This window comes from Delftia sp. PX-1, assembly GCF_055797465.1.
On record NZ_CP184763.1, the window covers coordinates 5,229,926 to 5,244,319 of the forward strand.

A 14,394-nucleotide genomic window follows, 5' to 3' on the forward strand; every position below is an offset into this window, starting at 1 on the left:
AAACCCGGAGTTTCGCTAAAGTTTGCCGCATGCACAAAAACAACCAACCCATGTCCATGGTGCAGATACTGCTGTGCGGGGGCGCAGTCGTGACGCTGTCCATGGGAATCCGGCACGGCTTCGGCCTGTGGCTGCAGCCCATCACCCAGGAGATGGGCTGGACGCGCGAGTCCTTCGCGCTGGCCATTGCCATCCAGAACCTGTCCTGGGGCGTGCTCGGCATCTTCGGCGGCATGCTGGCCGACCGCTTCGGCGCCTTCCGCGTGCTCCTGGTGGGCGCGCTGCTGTATGCGCTGGGCCTGGCCGGCATGGCCATGGCGCCCACGACAACCTGGTTCGCCCTGACGGCCGGCGTGGTGATAGGCGCAGCCCAGGCCGGCACCACCTATGCCGTGATCTACGGCGTGCTGGGCCGCCAGATTCCCGTGGCGCGGCGCAGCTGGGCCATGGGCGTGACGGCGGCGGCGGGCTCCTTCGGCCAGTTCTTCATGGTGCCCGTGGAAGGCAGCCTGATCTCGAACTTCGGCTGGTCCAACGCCCTGCTGCTGCTGTCGCTGTGCGCCCTGATGATCATTCCGCTGGCCTTCGGCCTGCGCGAGCCGGGCTTCACGGCCGGCAATACCCGACCCGTGCGCGACCAGAGCGCGGGCCAGGCCGTCGCCGAAGCGCTGCGCACGCCCAGCTTCGTGCTGCTGACGGCCGGCTACTTCGTCTGCGGCTTCCAGGTGATGTTCATCGGCGTGCACATGCCCAGCTACCTCAAGGACTACGGCCTGGCACCGCAGGTGGCCAGCATCTCGCTGGCGCTGGTGGGGCTGTTCAACATCGTCGGCACCTACGTGGCCGGCAACCTGGGCCAGCGCCTGCCCAAGCGCTACCTGCTGTCCACCATCTACTTCACGCGCTCGGTGGTGATCGTGCTCTTCCTGCTCGCGCCGCTGACGCCCTGGTCGGTCTACATCTTCTCGGCCGCCATGGGACTGCTGTGGCTGTCCACCGTGCCGCTGACCAATGCCACCGTGGCCCAGATCTTCGGCGTGCAGCATCTGTCCATGTTGAGCGGAATGGTGTTCTTCAGCCACCAGGTCGGCAGCTTCCTGGGTGTCTGGCTGGGCGGCTATCTATATGACCACACCGGCAGCTACCAGGTGGTCTGGTACCTGGCCATCGGCCTGGGCGTGGCCGCCGGCCTGCTGAACCTGCCGATACGCGAAGCCCCGGTGGCAAGGCCGCGTGCGGCGCAGGCGGCGGCCTGACATGACGACAGCCACCACGCCCCGCCCACAGCTGCTGCGCAGGCTGGCGCTGTGGGCCGCCGTGCTGCTGGTGCTGGGCCTGGTCTTCATGCTCTATCTGCAGCCCGAGTTCATGCTGGGCATGGCCGACCAGCTCTGGGCCTGCTTCTGAAATTGAAGCGCGGCAAAGGCCTGGCGGCACAATGGCGGCCGCTTTCAATTCATTTCCGAGATTTCACATGCACGCAGCCACGCCGCCTTCGCCCTGGATCCAACGCTGGTCGCATCTTCTGGCACCCGAGGCCACCGTGCTCGACGTGGCCTGCGGCCCTGGCCGCCACATGCGCTGGTTCCATGCACGCGGCCATGCAGTGACGGGCGTGGACCGCGACGCCCAGGCCCTGGCCGGCCTGCAGGGCGTGGGCGAGCTGCTGTGCGCCGACATTGAAAACGGCCCCTGGCCCCTGCCCGGCAGGCAGTTCGGCGCCGTGGTCGTGACCCACTATCTGTGGCGCCCGCTGTGGCCGGCGCTGCTGGGCAGCGTGGCACCCGGCGGCGTGCTGCTGTACGAAACCTTTGCCCAGGGCAACGAGGCCTTCGGCAAGCCTTCCCGGCCCGATTTCCTGCTGGCGCCCGGCGAGCTGCTGCAGGCCTGCGCGGGCTGGCACATCGTGGCCTACGAGCACGGCCAGCTGGGCGAGCCCGATCGCATGGTCCAGCGCATCGCGGCACTGCGCCCCGATGCAACAGGCCGGGAACCCGTGGCCATGCTGGCGCATCAGAAGGCGTCAGGCTCTGCAATCGCCTGAATCCCTACAGGCGACCGCCTTGGGCCTGCCTCCGACACTCGTTAGAATGATCCTTTCCCGTTTTTTCTTGCGGACATGACATCCTCCTCCGTCGCTCTCACTGGCAGCATCGTTGCCCTCATCACGCCCATGCACGAGGACGGTAGTGTTGACTACCCGGCGCTGCGAAAACTCATCGACTGGCATGTGGCCGAGGGCACGGACTGCATCGGCGTGGTGGGAACGACAGGCGAATCCCCCACCGTCAACGTGGAGGAACACTGCGAAATCATCCGCGTGTCCGTCGAGCAGGCTGCGGGCCGCGTTCCCGTGATGGCAGGCTGCGGCGCCAACAGCACGCACGAGGCCATCGAGCTGGCCCGCTACGCCAAGAAGGTCGGTGCCGACAGCCAGCTGCAGGTCGTGCCCTACTACAACAAGCCCACGCAGGAAGGCCAGTACCAGCATTTCAAGGCCATTGCCGAAGCGGTGGGCGACCTGCCTGTGGTGCTCTACAACGTGCCCGGCCGCTCGGTGGCCGACATGCAGCACGACACCGTGCTGCGCCTGGCGCAGATTCCCGCCATCATCGGCATCAAGGAAGCCACGGGCAACATCGAACGCGCCCAGTGGCTGATCCGTGAAGTGCCCGAAGGCTTCGGCGTGTACTCCGGCGATGATCCGACCGCTGTGGCACTGATGCTGTGCGGCGGCCACGGCAACATCAGCGTCACGGCCAACGTGGCGCCGCGCCTGATGAGCGATCTGTGCAAGGCGGCCCTGGCCGGCGACGTGCGCACCGCCATGGACATCCAGATGCGCCTGATGCCTGTGCACAAGAACCTCTTCGTCGAGGCCAACCCCATTCCCGTCAAGTGGGCCGCAGCCCGCCTGGGCCTTTGCGGCCCGGCCATGCGCCTGCCGATGACACCCCTGAGCAAGAATCTGGAAGCCACCGTGGAAGCCGCCCTGAGCTCCGCTGGCCTGCTGTGAGGCGCCCCGCCCCACCGACCGAACGCACCAAGGATATTCGCGTGAAACAGCCCATTGCACGTCTGAGCCTGCTGAGCCTGGCCATCGGCCTGACAGCCTGCACGACCACGTTCCAAGAGAGCAAGATCGACTACAAGAGCGCCGGCAAGCAGCAGGCGCCCACCCTGGAAGTCCCGCCAGACCTGACACAGCTGTCCACGGACTCCCGCTACGCCGTGCCCGGCGGCGTGGTCTCCGCCGCCGCCATGGAAGCCAACTCCAAGGCGCAAAAGCCGGCAGAGGGCCGAACGGCCACCGCCGCCCTGGGCGATGTGCGCATCGAGCGCAATGGCGAGCAGCGCTGGCTGGTGATCAAGCGTCCGGCCGACCAGCTGTGGGAGCCCGTGCGCGACTTCTGGCTGGAAAACGGCTTCATCTTCACCACCGAAGACCGCCAGCTCGGCATCATCGAAACCGATTGGGCCGAGAACCGCGCCAAGATCCCGCAGGACGTGATCCGCAAGACGCTGGGCAAGGTCTTCGACGGCCTGTACTCCACCAGCGAGCGCGACAGGTTCCGCACCCGCCTGGAGCGCTCGGCCGACGGCTCCACCGAGGTCTACATCACGCACCGCGGCATGCAGGAGGTGTACACCAGCGCCCAGAAGGACCAGACCATCTGGCAGCCGCGCCCCTCCGATCCGGAACTGGAAACCGAATTCCTGCGCCGCCTGATGGTCAAGCTCGGCGTGAGCCAGGAGCAGGCCGACGCCGTGGCCAAGGCCAACACCACCACGGCAGCCGCCACCGGCAGCGTGCGCATGGAATCCGCCAACGGACAGCCCGTGCTGCAGATCGACGAAGGCTTTGACCGCGCATGGCGCCGTGTCGGCGTGGCCCTGGACCGCACGGGCTTCACCGTGGAAGACCGCGACCGCAGCCGCGGCATCTACTTCGTGCGCTATGTGGCGCCCGATGCCAAGGTCGAGCCCAAGGGATTCTTCAGCAAGCTGTTCAGCCGCTCGCCCGACGCGGCCGCGCCGGTCAAGTACCAGATCCAGGTGCGCAGCGAGGGCGACAAGTCCACCGTCACCGTGCTCAACACCCAGGGCCAGCCAGAGACCTCGGCCAATGCCCAGCGCATCGTGCGCGTCATCACCGACGACATGAAGTAGGCGATCCTCACGTCGGGATTGAGGCGGCAGCCGCCGCCCTCGCCTGCAGCCACCGCGCATTCACTTGCCGGTGGCTTTTTTGCATCCGGGCCGTCGTGCATAAACCATGGATTTGCATGACCGGGCCCCGGTGGACGAAAAAAACCGCAGCCCGAAGGATGCGGTTTTTTCGCAGCACAAGCCTAAGCCTGTGCCATCGGCGAAGGCCGGATTACTGCTTGGTGGCTTCCTTGGCGGCAGCGTCGGCAGCCGCCTTGGCGGCGTCTGCAGCAGCGCCTTCAGGAGCAACCGCTGTAGGTGCAGCTGCGTCAGCGGCGGGCGCTGCGGGAGCAGCTGCGTCGGCGGCGGGAGCAGCAGGAGCGGCTTCTGCGGGAGCGGGAGCTGCCGGTGCGGGAGCTTCAACAGCAGGAGCGGGAGCGGGGGCCGGAGCCTCTTCCTTCTTGCCGCAAGCGGCCAGAGCTGCAGCAGCGATCACGGTAGCCAGGATCAGAGAGTTCTTCATCACAGTTTCCTAGAGAGTAGGTAAGAAGACAGTAAACAGGAGGGCCCCGCCGTTGCGACACCGGATGCAGGCAACCGGAGCGCTACGGCCAAGCCGCGTCAAAACATTCATTCGACTCGCGTCAGATTATAGGGAGGTTTTCCCGAAGCTGACCGAAACTGACAGCCTCAGAACAATTCCGCACAAATCCTCTTGCAAAGTCCGGATGGGGCAGTGGATTGACTGCCTTGACATGCACTGTGTAACAAAAGCAGGTGGCTGTCAATTTACTGACGGACTCAAGACAATTCTTTACAAATCTAACGAAGTCCGCCCTTGTTCAGCAGCACGCTGTCAACAGTGAATGCCCGAACTTAGCATGCCTGTGGCGCAGCGTCTACCCGGTTCAGGACAGCTTGCCGCCACGCACCCAGCCTGCGTCAAACCACGAGGACAGCAGCTCCAGCGCATCGTCGCTGGCCTTGGCCAGATCGGTGCGCGACAGCGCGCGCGTGTCGGCCAGCTTGCGCATCAGCGTGGCATCGCGGCCACCGGCCAGATAGCTTTCTCCGTTGATGAAGATGTGCCTGGCGTCATACATCATGCGGGTGCGGCGGTCCAGGACCACGCTCTCGAACATGCCGTTTTCCTCGCCATGCTCGAACCACACATTGGCCTTGGGCTCGGTCATGTACTCGCCCAGAGCGCGCTCCAGCGCCAGCGGCTCGGCCAGCGCGCGTTCCAGCGACTTGCGGGCGAAATCGTGCAGGCTGGCGGGAATCTCGCCCGGGGCTTCGACGGCCGGCTGGTCGGGATCGCGGTAGACGACCGGCACTTCGGGCTCATCGGGCTCGTCGGACATGCGCAGCAGCAGCTCGCGGGCCAGCTCGTCGCGCGCGGGCGAGCGAAAGCCGATGGAGTACGTCATGCACTCGCCTTCGGCGATGCCGTCATGGGCCCACTTCGGGGGCAGGTAGAGCATGTCGCCGGGCTCGAGCACGAACTCCTCTTCCGGCTCGAAATGCGAGAGCACCTTCAGCGGCACATCGGGCTGCAGCGACAGGTCCTTCTGGCGGCCGATGCGCCAGCGCCGGCGGCCATGGGCCTGCAGCAGGAAGACGTCGTAGCTGTCGAAATGCGGGCCGACGCCGCCCTGGTCGGTGGCAAAGCTGATCATCAGGTCGTCCAGCCGCGCCTCGGGCACGAAGCGGAACTGCTGCATCAACTGGTGCACGCCGTCGTCGTGCAGGTCCACGCCCTGCACAAGCACGGTCCAGCCGGGCTTTTGCAGCGAAGGCAGGCTGCGGCGCGACAGCGGGCCGTGGCTGAGCTTCCAGCTGCCGCCGTCGTGCTGCTGGATCAGGCGCGATTCCACCCCGTCCTCGCCTGCCATGGCCAGCAGCCTGGCGCGCGGAATCAGGGGCTTGAAGCCGGGGATTGCCTGGCGCACCAGCAAGGGCTTCTTGTGCCAGTGGCGGCGCATGAATTGGGAAGCGGTAAGCCCGCCCAGCAGGGCAAGCGGGGTGTTGGTGTCCATGGAATGGTCCGAAATGAGCAGAAAGACAGGGCGGCATTGTCCTATGCGGCCATTGCCCTGTCCTGGCGCCAGCGCAAGCCGGCCCGAAATGGCCGGACGACGCTCAGCCCGCAGCCTTGCGCATGGCCCTGAAATCCGAGGGCGCCAGGCCCGTATAGGCCTTGAAGGCCCGGCTGAAATGCGCGCTGCTGCCAAAGCCGCAGTCCATGGCGACTTCGGTGATGGTGCGCTGCGCGTGCTCGGGCAGCAGCAGCTCGCGCATGCACAGCTCCAGCCGGCTGTGCTGTATGAAGGCGCCCAGGCTGGTCTGGCTGTCCGCAAAGGCGTTGTGCAAATGGCGCTTGCTGCAGTTGAGCGCGGCGGCCACGGACTCCACCGACAGGCCCGGATCGCGCAGATGGGCCACCACATGGGCGCGTATGCGGTCCTGCAGCGCCAGTTGCTGGGTGCCTGCCGTGCCCTGCCCGGCCAGCTCCTGCAGCGAAAGATGGACCATGTCCACCAGCAGCTCGCCCGCGCGGCGCGCCAGGTGCGGTGCCATGCCGGGCAGCTCCTGGTAGGTGCTGCGCATGGTCTCCAGCGCGATGCGGGCGATGCCCGAGCTGCCGCCCACATTGCGCCCCATCAGCCCTTCCAGCCGGATGCCCCGTTCCACGATGGCCTGGCGCGGCAGCATCACGATGAGGTGCTCCGACCATTCGGGATTGGCCACCTCGTACTCCTGCGCCGTGTCATAGATCACCCAGCTGCCCTTGCGCACGCTGGCCTCGCGGTTGTGCTGGCGCACGCTGGCCACGCCCTCCCAGGGCGCGACGATCTTCAGATAGGGGGACTCATGGGCGCGCAGGCCCTGCATGCTGCGCATGACGCGATGGCGGCCCGCCTCCAGCCGGGTCAGGACCACATCGCCGGCATTGGCCACGCGCACATGGCCCTCGAACAGGCGTTCGCCATAGAGATCGGTATCCAGGCCCGCAAACAGGCTCGACATCCAGGCATGCCAGGCCGACGCCGTCTCGCCGGGCGGCAGTCCGTCGGTGCTCAACACCATGGCATCGGTCATGTGCGGTCTCTCCTGCTCGCCGCACGGGTGAAGGATCTGTGTGCGGCCATGGACGTGATTATGGGAAAGTGCAGGCCCGTCGCGCCCCATGGCTTTCCCCGCGGACAGCCAGGACAAGGGTAAACCCCGGAGCCCGTGCACGATCCGTCATGCGCTTTGTGCGCCCAGCGGGCTGCCTGCGCCATCGCCTGCTTCTACGATGACCGGCACGCCCGGCTGCGCCAACGCCCAGGCCACAACCGCATACCAAGGAGACAGTCATGATCGAACAAACCATGCTCATCGCAGGCCAGGCCGTCCAGGCCGGCAACGGCGCCACCTTCGAGCGCCGCAATCCGCTGGACGGATCGGTGGCCACGCGCGCCCCGGCCGCGACGCCGCAGGATGCCGTGCGCGCCGTCGAAGCCGCGCAACAGGCCTTCCCCGCCTGGGCCGCGCTGGGCCCGACCGAACGCCGCCAGATGCTGATGAAGGCATCGCAGGCGCTGGAGGCCAAGACCGAGGCCTTTGCCGCCGCCATGGCCGCCGAGACGGGCGCCTCTGGCATCTGGGCCGGCTTCAACGTGCACCTGGCCGCCAACATGTTCCTGGAGGCCGCATCGCTGACCACCCAGATCAACGGCCAGATCATTCCCTCTGACGTGCCCGGCAGCCTGGCCATGGCCGTGCGCCAGCCCGCTGGCGTGGTGCTGGGCATTGCGCCCTGGAATGCGCCCGTCATCCTGGCCGTGCGCGCCATCGCCACGCCGCTGGCCTGCGGCAACACCGTGGTGCTCAAGGGCTCGGAGCTGTGCCCTGCCACGCACGGCCTGATCATCGAGGCCCTGCAGGAAGGCGGCCTGCCGCCCGGCGTGGTCAACTTCGTGACCAATGCGCCCGAAGATGCCGGCGCCGTGGTCGAGGCCATGGTGGCCCACCCGGCCGTGCGCCGCGTGAACTTCACAGGCTCCACGCGCGTGGGCCGCATCATCGGCCAGACCTGCGCCAAGTACCTCAAGCCCGCCATCCTGGAGCTCGGCGGCAAGGCGCCCTTCGTGGTGCTGGACGATGCCGACATCGACGCCGCCGTGGCCGGCTGCACCTTCGGTGCCTTCGCCAACTCGGGCCAGATCTGCATGTCCACCGAACGCATCATCGTGGACGAGGCCGTGGCCGGCGATTTCCTGGACAAGCTGGTGGCCCGTGCCACCTCGCTGCCGCTGGGCGATCCGCGCAAGGGTCCCGTGGTGCTGGGCTCGGTGGTGGACATGGCCACCGTGGAGCGCGCCAACCGCCTGATCGACGACGCGCTGGCCAAGGGCGCAAAGCTGCTGTGCGGCGGTAAGGCCACCAACACGCTGATGGCCGCCACGCTGATCGACGGCGTCACGCCCGAGATGGACATCTTCCGCGAGGAAACCTTCGCCCCTGTCAAGGCCATCGTGCGCGTGCGCGGCGAGGAGCAGGCCATCGCCATGGCCAATGACAACGAATTCGGCCTGTCCTCGTCCGTCTACACCCGCGACACCGCACGCGGCTGGCGCGTGGCTGCGCGCATCGAGGCCGGCATCTGCCACGTCAACGGCCCCACCGTGCATGACGAGGCACAGATGCCCTTTGGCGGCGTGAAGAACTCGGGCTACGGCCACTTCGGCGGCCAGGCAGGCATCGACGCCTTCACCGAGACGCGCTGGATCACCATGCAGACCGCGCCCCGCCACTACCCGTTCTGATCGGCAGGACTCGCCGCCCGGCCTGCGCAGCGGCCGGGCCGCCGTGGGAAAATCGCGCCAACGCGGCCGCCGGCACGCCTTCGTCAAACACGGGCGCGCGCGGCGGTCTTTCTTTTTCCCCACTGCGGCATGGGCCGCACAAGCTGCACACCATGGAAATCACAGAACAATGCGTGGTCGCTCTGACCTGGACCCTCAAGGACACCCTGGGCGAGGAACTGGACGTGCTCGATGAGCCCGTGGAGTTCCTGGTCGGCGGCGACGATCTGCTCAAGCGCATCGAGGAGGCCCTGCAGGGCCACGGCCAGGGCAAGGTCCTGGACCTGCACCTGGAGCCCGAGGAAGCCTTCGGCGACTACAACGAAAGCCTGATCTTCCTGGAGCCGCGCGCCCTGTTCCCGGCCGAGCTGGAAGAAGGCATGAGCTTCGAGGCCAGCGCCCTGCCCAAGGGCTGCAGCGCCGTGCCGCCCGACCTGCTCTACACGGTGACCGAAATCTATCCCGAGCATGTGGTGCTGGACGGCAACCATCCGCTGGCCGGCATCGCGCTGCGCCTGCACCTGAAGGTCGAAGGCGTGCGCGAAGCCACCGAGGAGGAAATCGGCCGCGGCTCGGCCGGCACCGGCTTCTTCCGCATCCAGCCCATGGCACCGGGCAACGACACGCTGCACTGAAATTGCCGCGCTGAAATGGCAAAGGGCTCCCTTCGGGGAGCCCTTTTGCATGGAGCGAGCCTGGTACTCAGCGCAGAAGCTGGTTGTTGTCCACGCGCACGCTCTCGCCTACGCGCAGCTGCGGATTGCTCTGGTAGTCGAACACGCGCGTGCTGCCGTCGTTCAACTGCACGGTGACACGGTAGACATCGCGCAGGTCGCCAGGGCCGGTGTTCTTCTCGATGGCATTGCCCGCCATGGCACCGCCCACCACGCCCGCAATGGTGGCGATGTCGCGCCCGCTGCCCTTGCCCACCTGGCGGCCCAGCACGCCGCCGACCACGCCACCCACCACAGCCCCTGCACCTATGCCCGAGCCACCGATGCCGCTGGGCTGCTGGATCTGAACCAGTTGCACATTGGTCACGCGCCCCTGCTGCACATAGCCACCGCCGCCCGGGTAGGCCGTGCCGGGCTGGCCGCTGGCGGGATAGCCCCCGCTGGGGTAGCCCCCGGCGGGATATCCGCCAGCGGGATAGCCACCTGCAGGGTAGCCGCCACCCGGATATCCGCCCTGCTGTGGATAGCCCGCGCAGGCGCTGAGCATCAGCGCTGCAATGCAGCTGGTGCCGATGGCGCCCAAGCGATGAATGGAAGGGGGCATGGAAATCTCCTGTGTACTGTCCGTGGATCGATCAAGGGCAGCCGCCGACCTTGCCTGCGGCTGCATACCACTGCAACGCCCCAGGCTGCATGTGCGCCGACCGGACTGAACACTTGCTGACAAAAATCAGCCCGCCGGCCCGGCCTCAATTGCGTGCGCGAATGCTGAGCACGTTGCCGTTGTTGCCATCGACGTAGAGCTTCACAGGGCGGCCATCGCCGGTCTGGCCCTTGACCTGGTAGAGGCCGTCCTCCCACTCGATCTCGCGCAGGTCGCGGTAGCCCAGGCCTTCCATGCGCTCGAAGATTTCGCGGATGCTCAGCCCCGGCCCCTGGAAGGCGCCGCGCACGGAGGCCACCGTGGTGGCCACGGCTTCGCCAGCCTGCACGGTCACCGAAGGACCGCCCGTGGCGGCGGCCTGGGCCTGCACCTGGGCGACCAGCCCGGCAGTGGCGATCAGAACAATGCCCAGGCCCGTCAGGCCATGGCGTGCAGCGCGGGAAATCAGTTGTCGGATGGAAGGCATGAGGTTCTCCTTGGCATGTGAAGGTCGGCGACTGGGCCGGCGATTGGGCCGGCGATTGGGCTGGCGATGCATTCGAAAAGGCCGCATCTGCCGGCTGCTGCGCCTTCGTTTCCGGTGGATTGCGACGGCGTGCAGCCATTGTTCGATGCAGGCCATGAACGCAAGCTGAAGCAGCCGTTCATCCGAGGTTCATCCACGCTGGGCTATAAAGTTTTCCATGCCCACTCCATCCTTCTCCATTCCTCGCAGGTCCTGGATACTGCTGGCCGCACTGCTGCTGATGGCGGCGGCCCTGGCCTCCTGGACCACGCCCTCGGATGCCGGCGACAGCGACCATGAACTCGCGCGCCAGGCCCTGCAGCAAGGCCGCGTGCTGCCGCTGCGCACCGTGCTCGACCAGGTCGAGCGCGACTACCAGGGCCAGGTCATCAAGGTCGAGTTCGAGCATGACGACGGCCGCTTCATCTACGAGATCCGGCTGCTGCAATCGGGCGGCCGCGTGGCCAAGCTCAAGATCGATGCACGCGATGGCAAGGTGCTGAGTTTCAAGCGCAAGGACTAGACGCAGATGCGAATCCTCGTGGTGGAAGACGAGCCCACGCTGAGCAGCCAGCTCGTGCAGGCGCTGCAGCAGGCCGGGCATACGGTGGAGACGGCGGCCGACGGCGCAACGGCCCAGTACCTTGGCGAGGTCGAGGAGTTCGATGCCGCCGTGCTGGACCTGGGCCTGCCCGTGCGCGATGGCCTGACGGTGTTGCGCGCCTGGCGCGAACAAGGGCGGGTCATGCCGGTGATGATCCTCACGGCGCGCGGCGCCTGGCATGAGAAGGTGGCCGGCATGGATGCCGGCGCCGACGACTATCTGGCCAAGCCCTTCCACATGGAAGAGCTGATGGCCCGCCTGCGCGCCCTGCTGCGCCGGCTCAGCCCGCACGCCAGCGCCCAGTGGCAATGCGGCCCCATCGTGCTGGACTCGCGCCATGCCCGCGTGAGCGTCGCCGGCCAGCCGCTCACGCTGACCAGCCATGAATTCAAAGTGCTGGCCCTGCTGATGCAGCGCGTGGGCCAGGTGATATCGCGCACCGAGCTGTCCGAACACATCTACCCGCAGGACAGCGACCGCGACTCCAACACCATCGAGGTCTTCGTCGGCCGCCTGCGCAAGAAACTGCCGGCCGGCAGCATAGAAACCGTGCGCGGAATGGGCTACCGGCTGGTGGAAGGCGCGCCCGCTGCATGAACGCACCACAGGAAGGACAGGTATCCCGGCTTGGCGATTCGCTGCGCCTGCGCCTGCTGGCCGGCACGCTGGCCTGGGTGCTGGCGGCCGTGCTGCTGGCCGGCTGGGGACTGCGCGGACTGTTCCGCGATCACATCGCGCAGCAGTTGCAGGCGCAGCTGGTGCTGCAGCTCGACCAGCTCAGCGCAGCCGTCAACAGCCTGCCCGGCGGGCGCATTGAGGTAGGACTGGCCGTGGGCGATCCGCGCCTGGCGCAGCCGCTGTCGGGCTTGTACTGGCAGATCGACCAGGTGAGCGATGGGGCGGGTCCGCCCGAGAAGGCCGGCTTGCTGCGCTCTCGTTCGCTGTGGGACCAGACACTGGACTGGCGCCAGTTCCGTGCCGATGCCGGCAATCCCGGCGAACACCGGGAAGACACGGCGTTGAGTACGGGCATGCTGCCCGATGGTCAGGGCCACCCGCTCGTGGCCGTGGCACGCCCCCTGCAATTGCCCGAAGCCGACGCGCCGCCGTTGCGCCTGATCGTTGCGGCCGACAGCGCCCTGCTGGCCGAGCCCATGCAGCGCTTCACCACCATGCTGATCGCCGCACTGGGCACGCTGGCGGCCGGGCTGGCGCTGGCCGTGGTGCTGCAGCTGCGCCTGGCGCTGCGGCCGCTGCAGTTGCTGCGCACAGGCCTGGCCGACGTGCGCAAGGGCGCCACGCCGCGCCTTGAAGGCCGGTTTCCGCAGGAACTGCGCCCCCTGGTGCAGGAGTTCAATCATGTGCTGGATGTGAACGCCGACATGGTCCAGCGCGCGCGCACGCAGGCCGGCAATCTGGCCCATGCGGTGAACACGCCGCTGTCCATCCTCGGCAATGCCGCCGCGCAGGAAGGCGGGACGCTGGCCGAGTTGGTCCGCGAGCAGGTCGCCAGCGCCAGCCGCCAGGTGGACCACCATCTGGCACGCGCCCGCGCTGCGGCCCGCCAGGCCACAGGCCTGCGCACGCCGCTGGAGCCGCCGCTGGCCTCGCTGGTGCGCACCATGGAGCGGCTGCACGCCGGCCGCGGCATCCGCTTCACGCTGAAGGGGGATGCGCAGCCTTGGGACTTTCTGGGCGACGGCCAGGACCTGATGGAAATCCTGGGCAACCTGCTGGACAACGCCGGCAAATGGGCAGCCCAGGCCGTGAGCCTGGAAGTCCAGGGCCTGGAGCCAGATCAGGCCGGCGGCCCCTTGCTGCTGACGGTGGACGATGACGGCCCCGGCATCGAAGACGCCGACCTTGGCCGCATCTTCGAGCGCGGCGAGCGCCTGGACGAGCGCAGGCCCGGCGCAGGGCTGGGCCTGGATATCGTGCGTGACCTGGTGCAGACCTATGGCGGCAGCATTGCAGCCAGCCGCTCGCCGCTGGGCGGCCTGCGCATGCAGCTGCACCTGCCCGGAGCGCGACGAGAGGCATGAGCGCGGGAGGCCGCAGGACAGCGGCTCACCCCCCTCTCAGCGCTCGCAGCACCTGCACCAGGGTGTCTGCCTGGGGAAACAGCCAGTCGGCCGCAGCGCCCAGCGCCACGGCGCCCACCAGCGCGCCCAGCACCGGCTTCCAGCTCAGGCGCAGCGCGGCCAGCAGCCAGCCTTCGCGCTCCACCACGTAGAGCGTGCGCGCCATCAGCAGCGCAAAGGCCACCTCCACCGCCACGGCCAGGAACAGGTCGGCCCCAAAGACCAGCCACAGCAGCGACCCGGCGCCCGTGACCGCGACCAGCAGCGCCGCAAACACCAGCAGCACCGGCACCAAGACGACAGCGCCTTCGTCCAGCCCATCGATGCCGGGCACGTCAAAGCCTTGCGACGCCGAGGAAGCGGCTTCGGACATGGCACCGCCGTCGTCCCAGCTGCCGCTGGAGCCACCGCCGCCATAAGAGCCGCCCTGCCCGCTCTCGAATCCGCCAGCCTCGGGCGTGCGGGCCGGTGAAGAACCGCTGCCGCCTGGCGCGGCATCGGGCACATCCGGCCCATCCCAGTCGCGGCGCAGCATGCACTCGGCCCACAGGCGTACCAGCAGCAGATACAGCAGATAGCCGCAGACCAGGGCCACGCCGTAGCGCAGCGCCATGCTGTGCACGCCCGCATGCAGCAAGGCCAGGCTCAACAGCGACATGCCGGCCAGGCTGAGGCCGCCCGTCAACGCCGCATGCAGTCGCAGCCAGTGGCGCTGCTGCAGGCGGCGGCGCATGCGGTCTTCCTGCGTGAGCACCACGCGCGTCCACGACGCGGATGGGCGATGGCGCGTGCGCCGGGATGGCCTGGCCATGCGGACTCCTCCCTGAAGCGATGCCCTGGCAGCGCAGCTGCGGGCGATGTCTG

Annotated in this window: 16 protein-coding genes; 10 read left to right on the forward strand and 6 right to left on the reverse strand. The window is 67.7% G+C overall.

From position 1 onward, the window contains the following. The first annotated feature begins 29 nt into the window (after nt 1–29). The 5 genes from ACN20X_RS23885 (at nt 30) to bamC (ending at nt 4,170) form a co-directional block, all read left to right on the forward strand. Complete coding sequence (locus ACN20X_RS23885) at nt 30–1,256, forward strand: MFS transporter (protein ID WP_017404391.1); 1,227 nt, start codon at nt 30–32, stop codon at nt 1,254–1,256. A gap of 1 nt (nt 1,257) precedes the next feature. Next, the gene (locus ACN20X_RS23890) at nt 1,258–1,407 is read left to right on the forward strand and encodes a hypothetical protein (RefSeq protein WP_016447625.1); all 150 of its coding nucleotides are present in this window, start codon (nt 1,258–1,260) and stop codon (nt 1,405–1,407) included. A 67-nt stretch (nt 1,408–1,474) separates the two neighbouring features. After that, nucleotides 1,475–2,044: a class I SAM-dependent methyltransferase gene (locus ACN20X_RS23895; protein WP_034364188.1), complete on the forward strand. Its 570-nt coding sequence runs from the start codon at nt 1,475–1,477 to the stop codon at nt 2,042–2,044. 75 nt (nt 2,045–2,119) lie between these two features. After that, on the forward strand, nt 2,120–3,016 hold the full coding sequence (gene dapA / locus ACN20X_RS23900) for a 4-hydroxy-tetrahydrodipicolinate synthase (protein WP_016447627.1): 897 nt from the start codon (nt 2,120–2,122) through the stop codon (nt 3,014–3,016). A gap of 41 nt (nt 3,017–3,057) precedes the next feature. Then, entirely contained in the window at nt 3,058–4,170 is a 1,113-nt protein-coding gene (gene bamC / locus ACN20X_RS23905; protein ID WP_016447628.1) for an outer membrane protein assembly factor BamC, read from the forward strand. A 211-nt stretch (nt 4,171–4,381) separates the two neighbouring features. Here the strand turns inward: bamC and ACN20X_RS23910 are convergent, their stop codons facing one another. The 3 genes from ACN20X_RS23910 to ACN20X_RS23920 form a co-directional block, all read right to left on the reverse strand. Then, nucleotides 4,382–4,672: a hypothetical protein gene (locus ACN20X_RS23910; RefSeq protein WP_082001612.1), complete on the reverse strand. Its 291-nt coding sequence runs from the start codon at nt 4,670–4,672 to the stop codon at nt 4,382–4,384. 385 nt (nt 4,673–5,057) lie between these two features. Beyond that, entirely contained in the window at nt 5,058–6,188 is a 1,131-nt protein-coding gene (locus ACN20X_RS23915) for a cupin domain-containing protein (protein ID WP_016447629.1), read from the reverse strand. A 103-nt stretch (nt 6,189–6,291) separates the two neighbouring features. Beyond that, complete coding sequence (locus ACN20X_RS23920) at nt 6,292–7,251, reverse strand: AraC-like ligand-binding domain-containing protein (RefSeq protein ID WP_047326671.1); 960 nt, start codon at nt 7,249–7,251, stop codon at nt 6,292–6,294. A 260-nt stretch (nt 7,252–7,511) separates the two neighbouring features. Here ACN20X_RS23920 and ACN20X_RS23925 point away from each other — a divergent pair, with 260 nt between their 5' ends. Together ACN20X_RS23925 and ACN20X_RS23930 are read left to right on the forward strand one after the other, a co-directional pair. Then, the gene (locus tag ACN20X_RS23925) at nt 7,512–8,963 is read left to right on the forward strand and encodes an aldehyde dehydrogenase (protein WP_047473835.1); all 1,452 of its coding nucleotides are present in this window, start codon (nt 7,512–7,514) and stop codon (nt 8,961–8,963) included. A 152-nt stretch (nt 8,964–9,115) separates the two neighbouring features. Continuing rightward, nucleotides 9,116–9,637: an FKBP-type peptidyl-prolyl cis-trans isomerase gene (locus ACN20X_RS23930; protein ID WP_043789867.1), complete on the forward strand. Its 522-nt coding sequence runs from the start codon at nt 9,116–9,118 to the stop codon at nt 9,635–9,637. A gap of 67 nt (nt 9,638–9,704) precedes the next feature. Here the strand turns inward: ACN20X_RS23930 and ACN20X_RS23935 are convergent, their stop codons facing one another. Continuing rightward, nucleotides 9,705–10,280: a glycine zipper 2TM domain-containing protein gene (locus ACN20X_RS23935; RefSeq protein ID WP_043789866.1), complete on the reverse strand. Its 576-nt coding sequence runs from the start codon at nt 10,278–10,280 to the stop codon at nt 9,705–9,707. Between the two features lie 145 nt (nt 10,281–10,425). After that, on the reverse strand, nt 10,426–10,806 hold the full coding sequence (locus ACN20X_RS23940) for a PepSY domain-containing protein (RefSeq protein ID WP_203400539.1): 381 nt from the start codon (nt 10,804–10,806) through the stop codon (nt 10,426–10,428). A gap of 256 nt (nt 10,807–11,062) precedes the next feature. Here ACN20X_RS23940 and ACN20X_RS23945 point away from each other — a divergent pair, with 256 nt between their 5' ends. The 3 genes from ACN20X_RS23945 to ACN20X_RS23955 are packed head-to-tail and all read left to right on the forward strand — an operon-like array spanning nt 11,063 to nt 13,491. After that, nucleotides 11,063–11,368, forward strand: coding sequence for a PepSY domain-containing protein (locus tag ACN20X_RS23945; protein WP_012206897.1), 306 nt, complete (start codon nt 11,063–11,065; stop codon nt 11,366–11,368). A gap of 6 nt (nt 11,369–11,374) precedes the next feature. Beyond that, entirely contained in the window at nt 11,375–12,046 is a 672-nt protein-coding gene (locus ACN20X_RS23950; RefSeq protein WP_209671973.1) for a response regulator transcription factor, read from the forward strand. Further along, on the forward strand, nt 12,043–13,491 hold the full coding sequence (locus tag ACN20X_RS23955) for a sensor histidine kinase (protein ID WP_473209984.1): 1,449 nt from the start codon (nt 12,043–12,045) through the stop codon (nt 13,489–13,491). Before ACN20X_RS23950 ends, ACN20X_RS23955 begins: the two co-directional genes overlap by 4 nt. Before the next feature lie 25 nt (nt 13,492–13,516). Here the strand turns inward: ACN20X_RS23955 and ACN20X_RS23960 are convergent, their stop codons facing one another. After that, complete coding sequence (locus ACN20X_RS23960) at nt 13,517–14,341, reverse strand: hypothetical protein (RefSeq protein ID WP_203400537.1); 825 nt, start codon at nt 14,339–14,341, stop codon at nt 13,517–13,519. Nucleotides 14,342–14,394: the final 53 nt, after the last annotated feature.

Excerpts from the sequence above, each read along its gene's own strand:
- ACN20X_RS23885 (WP_017404391.1), top strand. The coding sequence starts at position 30 with ATGCACAAAAACAACCAACCCATGTCCATGGTGCAGATACTGCTGTGC.
- ACN20X_RS23890 (WP_016447625.1), top strand. The coding sequence starts at position 1,258 with ATGACGACAGCCACCACGCCCCGCCCACAGCTGCTGCGCAGGCTGGCG.
- ACN20X_RS23895 (WP_034364188.1), top strand. The coding sequence starts at position 1,475 with ATGCACGCAGCCACGCCGCCTTCGCCCTGGATCCAACGCTGGTCGCAT.
- dapA (WP_016447627.1), top strand. The coding sequence starts at position 2,120 with ATGACATCCTCCTCCGTCGCTCTCACTGGCAGCATCGTTGCCCTCATC.
- ACN20X_RS23910 (WP_082001612.1), bottom strand. The coding sequence starts at position 4,672 with ATGAAGAACTCTCTGATCCTGGCTACCGTGATCGCTGCTGCAGCTCTG.
- ACN20X_RS23915 (WP_016447629.1), bottom strand. The coding sequence starts at position 6,188 with ATGGACACCAACACCCCGCTTGCCCTGCTGGGCGGGCTTACCGCTTCC.
- ACN20X_RS23920 (WP_047326671.1), bottom strand. The coding sequence starts at position 7,251 with ATGACCGATGCCATGGTGTTGAGCACCGACGGACTGCCGCCCGGCGAG.
- ACN20X_RS23925 (WP_047473835.1), top strand. The coding sequence starts at position 7,512 with ATGATCGAACAAACCATGCTCATCGCAGGCCAGGCCGTCCAGGCCGGC.
- ACN20X_RS23930 (WP_043789867.1), top strand. The coding sequence starts at position 9,116 with ATGGAAATCACAGAACAATGCGTGGTCGCTCTGACCTGGACCCTCAAG.
- ACN20X_RS23935 (WP_043789866.1), bottom strand. The coding sequence starts at position 10,280 with ATGCCCCCTTCCATTCATCGCTTGGGCGCCATCGGCACCAGCTGCATT.
- ACN20X_RS23940 (WP_203400539.1), bottom strand. The coding sequence starts at position 10,806 with ATGCCTTCCATCCGACAACTGATTTCCCGCGCTGCACGCCATGGCCTG.
- ACN20X_RS23950 (WP_209671973.1), top strand. The coding sequence starts at position 11,375 with ATGCGAATCCTCGTGGTGGAAGACGAGCCCACGCTGAGCAGCCAGCTC.
- ACN20X_RS23955 (WP_473209984.1), top strand. The coding sequence starts at position 12,043 with ATGAACGCACCACAGGAAGGACAGGTATCCCGGCTTGGCGATTCGCTG.
- ACN20X_RS23960 (WP_203400537.1), bottom strand. The coding sequence starts at position 14,341 with ATGGCCAGGCCATCCCGGCGCACGCGCCATCGCCCATCCGCGTCGTGG.